Below are 4,219 nucleotides of genomic sequence, written 5' to 3'. Positions count from 1 at the left end.
GGATAGTGGCGATGCGGTCGTGGATGGTCGCCCCCATGCCGTTGAAGCGGGCGAGGCTGCCGTCCTGATGGCGGAAGAAGCGCAGCGCCGGCAGCATGCGGTCGATGGCGCCCATCAAAGCCGTAGGCGGCGTCTCGGCCTGGTTGGCATAGGTCTGGCGCAGCGGCAGCAGGTCAGCGAGCAGCTCCAGAACCGTCATCGGGTTGCGCGAGATGTGGCCGCCGTCGGGAAGGATCTGGCGGTCAAGCTCCTCGGCGAGATTGCGGGTGGCACCGCGCAATGCCGATGCCGGTGCTGGCAGCGACAGAGCGGCGAAGGCGAGCGCGATACGGGCGCGCAACCTGTCCTTGCCGTCGGGCATCGCTCGCGCCATCGAGCGGAGATAACGGATCTGCACGGCAAGCGATTTGAGAAAGGCACGGTAGAAAGGAAATTCGGCCCCCTGGAGCACGACGGAGGAATGCTGCAGCCAGGCGATCACGCGCTTGGCGGTGGTGCCGGGCTCCCAGGCGATGCCGGAAATCTGGTTGCCATGGATGGCGATCCAGTCGGAAACCAGCGCGCGGGCATTGGCGGCGGCAAGCTCGGTGCCGGCGGCACGCATATGGCGCAGCCAGCGAAAGCCGTGCAGCGTCTTTTGCCAACCGCGATTGGGCACGTCGATCTGGAAGGGCGATTTGCCGCCGGTCTCGACCAGATGTCCCGACAGCGGATAGCGGCCATAGTAGATTTCGAGCGCGATCTGCGGGTCTGCGAGTCTGAGATCCGGCGGGGCGATCAGGACGCGTTCGGGCGTGCGGCCGGAATAGCGCCAGCGATAGACCGGGCCGGCGCGCAAACGCCGGCGGGTCTTACGCCAGAACTCCTTCGCAACAAGCGTCCATAGCCGCGTCGTGCTGCCGGCAGCGATTGCCAAAACCCCTCCTGATCGTCCCGACCCAGGCACAAGCTTATATGATTCAAGAACTTATGCGAAGGCGGATTTCGCGCGGGTGACCGAGTGAACCCAATCGGGACGCGATCCTCCCTAAAAAAGTCGGCAAGTTTTACGAAAACAAGCGCCAAAGCGCGTCGTGTCGAAACGGATTCAGGCGATGCGCGCTTTGGCGAGATGCGTTAACCGGCGCGGCGCATGCGGGCGGCGAAGAAGCCATCGAGGCCGGACAGTCCGGGCGATTCGTGCGGCAGATCGGCCGGCGTGGTGCGCAACGTGCCCTCGGCCGTCAGGAACGGATCGATGCCGGCGATCTCGCCGCGGCGGACCGGATCGTCGACGACATCGGCTGTCTCGGCGAGGAAGGCGCGGTAAAGCTCCTCGCCTTCGAGCGGGTCGAGCGAGCAGTTGGAAAAGACGATGCGCCCGCCGGGCCTGGTCAGGCCGACGGCACGGGCGAGCAGCTTGCGCTGCAGCGCGGCGAGCTTTTCGACATCGGCCATCGTCTTGGTCCACGGCACGTCGGGATGCCGCCGCACCGTGCCGGTCGAGGAGCAGGGCGCGTCGAGAAGAACGGCATCGAACAGCTCAGCCGGCCGGTAGTCGAGCAGGTCCGTCTGCACGAGCTCAGCGGTCAGGCCGAGGCGCTCGAGATTTTGCGCCAGCCGCGTCAGCCGGTTCTTCGAGGTGTCGACGGCGGTGACGCGCGCGCCGGCAAGGATGAGCTGCGCCGTCTTGCCGCCGGGGGCGGCGCAGAGGTCGGCGACGCGCAGACCCTTGATGTCGCCGAACAGGCGGGCCGGCAGGGCGGCGGCGGCGTCCTGTACCCACCACGCCCCCTCGGCGAAGCCGGGAAGTTCGGGTACGGAGGCACTGAGCCTTTCCACCCGTATCGTGCCGGTCGGCAGGACGATGCCGCCGAGCCGCTCGGTCCAGAGCGCCGGATCGGACTTGACCGAAAAATCGACCGGCGCCTCGTGGCGATGGGCGGCAAGGATTTCTTTCGCTTTGTCCACGCCGTAGGCCGCCCTCAGCCGGCCGGAAAACCATGCCGGCGCTTCCTCGGTGGCGATCAGCGCGGGGGCGAGTTCGGCGTCCTTGGCCCGCGCCAGCGTGCGCAGCACGCCGTTGACGAGGCCGGAAAAGCGCAGCGTGCGCGGATCGGACTTGGCGTGGGTGACGGCAAGGTCGACGGCGGCGCTGTCGGGAATGTCGAGGAACAGGATCTGCGCCGCCGCCACATGCAAAATGTGCGACAGCGCGGTGGCGTTCTGCGGCAGCGGCTTTTCCAGCCGGCGGGAAAGAAGTCCGGCGATCGTCATGCGGTGGCGCAGCGCGGTGACCAGTATGGCGCGCACCAGCGCCCGGTCGCGCATGTCGAGCGCCCGGTATTGCGGGTGGCCGTTGTCGTGGTCGGTCAGACCGTCGAGCGGCGTGCGCGCGTCGATGACAGCGGCAAGCAGCCGCGCCGCCGCCTTGCGCGCGGCGAGGCCCGCGACTGCCTCGGTCCTGTCGTCACGATCGCCTGGGGTGCGCTGCCGGCGTTTGGCGCCGCTCACGACCACGGACCCTTGGGCCCGGTCGGGTTGCGGCCCCATGGATTGGGCCTAGGCTTGGCGGGTTGCGCCGGCTGCTCTGGCCGCGCGGCCTGGTCCCATGGACCTGGCGTCTGCTCGTCGTCCGCCGGATCGGATGTCGGCGCCTGGCGTGGCGCCTGCGCTGCGCGGCCGCCCATCTCGCGCGCCATCTCCTGCAGGGCGGCGATGCGGTTGTCGGTGTTGGGATGGGTGGAGAACAGACTGTCCATGCGCTCGCCGTGCAGGGGATTGATGATGAAGAGGTGCGCCGTCGCCGGATTGCGTTCGGCATCCGGGTTGCGGATGCGTTCGGCGCCGCGGGCGATCTTGTCAAGGGCAGATGCCAGCCAGAGCGGATTTCCGCAGATTTCGGCGCCGCGCCGATCGGCCTCGTATTCGCGGGTACGGCTCACCGCCATCTGCACGATCATCGCGGCGAAGGGCGCGACCAGCATCGCCACCAGCACGCCGACGAAGCCGAACGGGTTGTTGTTGTCGCGGTTGCCGCCGAAGAAGAAAGCGAAGTTGCCGAGCATCGAGATGGCACCGGCCAGCGTCGCGACGATGGTCATGGTCAGCGTGTCGCGGTGCTGGATGTGGGCGAGTTCGTGCGCCATCACCGCCGCCACTTCCTCATGCGAGAGCTGTTCCAGCAGCCCGGTGGAGGCGGCCACTGCGGCATTCTCGGGATTGCGGCCGGTGGCGAACGCGTTGGGCTGCGGATTGTCGATCAGATAGGTCTTCGGCATCGGCAGGCCGGCCTGCTTGGCCAACGCCTGGACGATGGCGTAGAACTCAGGTGCGTTCTTCGCATCGACCTCGACGGCGCGATTCATCGACAGCACCATCTTGTCGGCGTTCCAGTAGCTGAACAGATTCATGCCGGCGGCGATCAGCAGCGCGATCACCATGCCGCCGGAGCCGCCGATCAGGAAGCCGACGCCCATGAACAGCGCCGTCATCGCGGCAAGAAGCATTGCTGTGCGAAGGGTGTTCATCGTCTAGATCCGTCCGTGGTGGCGAAAGGGGTCGATCCTTGCGAGTTCATGGCTATATGATGGGAGACACCTGCCCCTGTTTCAATGCGCCGGGACTATCGCATGACCGACCAGACCAGCAAAGCCGATGCCGCGCCGGCGAGCGACGCGCCGCAAAAAACCCCGACGCCGGCGGCCAGCCGCGCGCTGGCCGAGGCTGAAGCGAGGCGCCTGGAATATCGCGAAAGGGAAGCCGCGCTGCCCAAGGAAATCGGCGGCCGCGGCGGCAAGGAACCCGGACGCTACGGCGACTGGGAGGTGAAGGGTCTCACCAGCGATTTTTGACGGGCGCGCTGATATTCAGGTGATGCCGGCCTGCAAGCGGCGGTTCCTGCGCTTCCGGTGCTCACATACTTCAAGTACGCTCCGCTCCGGTACGCGGAACCCACCATTTTCGACCCGGCCTGACATGAATCTCAACGCACCCTACGCGGCGTCGCGTTGCGGCTCGATCACGATCCAGCCGTGGTCGTCAAAAGCGATGCCGAGCTCGTCGTAAGAGGCGATCGATGCGTGCAGCGTCGCGATCGGATGCGTGTGCGTGGCGCTGATCACCATCAGGGAAGCGCCGGACGCTTCCGCCGCCGCGATGCCGGCCGGAGCGTCCTCGAAGACCAGGCAGTCGCGTGCGTCGACGCCGAGACGCCTGGCTGCGAGCTGGAAGCAATCGG

General features: G+C 67.0%; 4 protein-coding genes and 1 pseudogene. 1 reads left to right on the top strand and 4 read right to left on the bottom strand.

Annotation, left to right across the window (positions count from 1 at the left end; genetic code table 11):
* The 3 genes and pseudogenes from EN781_RS27445 to htpX all read right to left on the bottom strand — a co-directional run.
* A pseudogene (locus EN781_RS27445) lies at nt 1-916 on the bottom strand (heparinase); the annotation flags it as partial.
* 200 nt (nt 917-1,116) lie between these two features.
* Nucleotides 1,117-2,499, bottom strand: coding sequence for an RsmB/NOP family class I SAM-dependent RNA methyltransferase (locus EN781_RS27440; RefSeq protein ID WP_245455754.1), 1,383 nt, complete (start codon nt 2,497-2,499; stop codon nt 1,117-1,119).
* Nucleotides 2,490-3,509 carry a zinc metalloprotease HtpX gene (htpX, locus tag EN781_RS27435; RefSeq protein ID WP_126057583.1) on the bottom strand — a complete coding sequence of 340 codons (1,020 nt, stop codon included), beginning with the start codon at nt 3,507-3,509 and terminating at the stop codon, nt 2,490-2,492. Before htpX ends, EN781_RS27440 begins: the two co-directional genes overlap by 10 nt.
* 102 nt (nt 3,510-3,611) lie before the next feature.
* Here htpX and EN781_RS27430 point away from each other — a divergent pair, with 102 nt between their 5' ends.
* Nucleotides 3,612-3,833, top strand: coding sequence for a DUF1674 domain-containing protein (locus EN781_RS27430; protein WP_126057584.1), 222 nt, complete (start codon nt 3,612-3,614; stop codon nt 3,831-3,833).
* A 141-nt stretch (nt 3,834-3,974) separates the two neighbouring features.
* Here the strand turns inward: EN781_RS27430 and EN781_RS27425 are convergent.
* Nucleotides 3,975-4,219: HAD-IA family hydrolase (locus EN781_RS27425; RefSeq protein WP_145965649.1), on the bottom strand; the 245-nt coding region annotated here is incomplete at its 5' end.

This window comes from Mesorhizobium sp. M4A.F.Ca.ET.090.04.2.1 (assembly GCF_003999085.1).
Lineage (GTDB): Bacteria > Pseudomonadota > Alphaproteobacteria > Rhizobiales > Rhizobiaceae > Mesorhizobium.
This window is presented reverse-complemented; position numbering and strand designations above follow the sequence as displayed.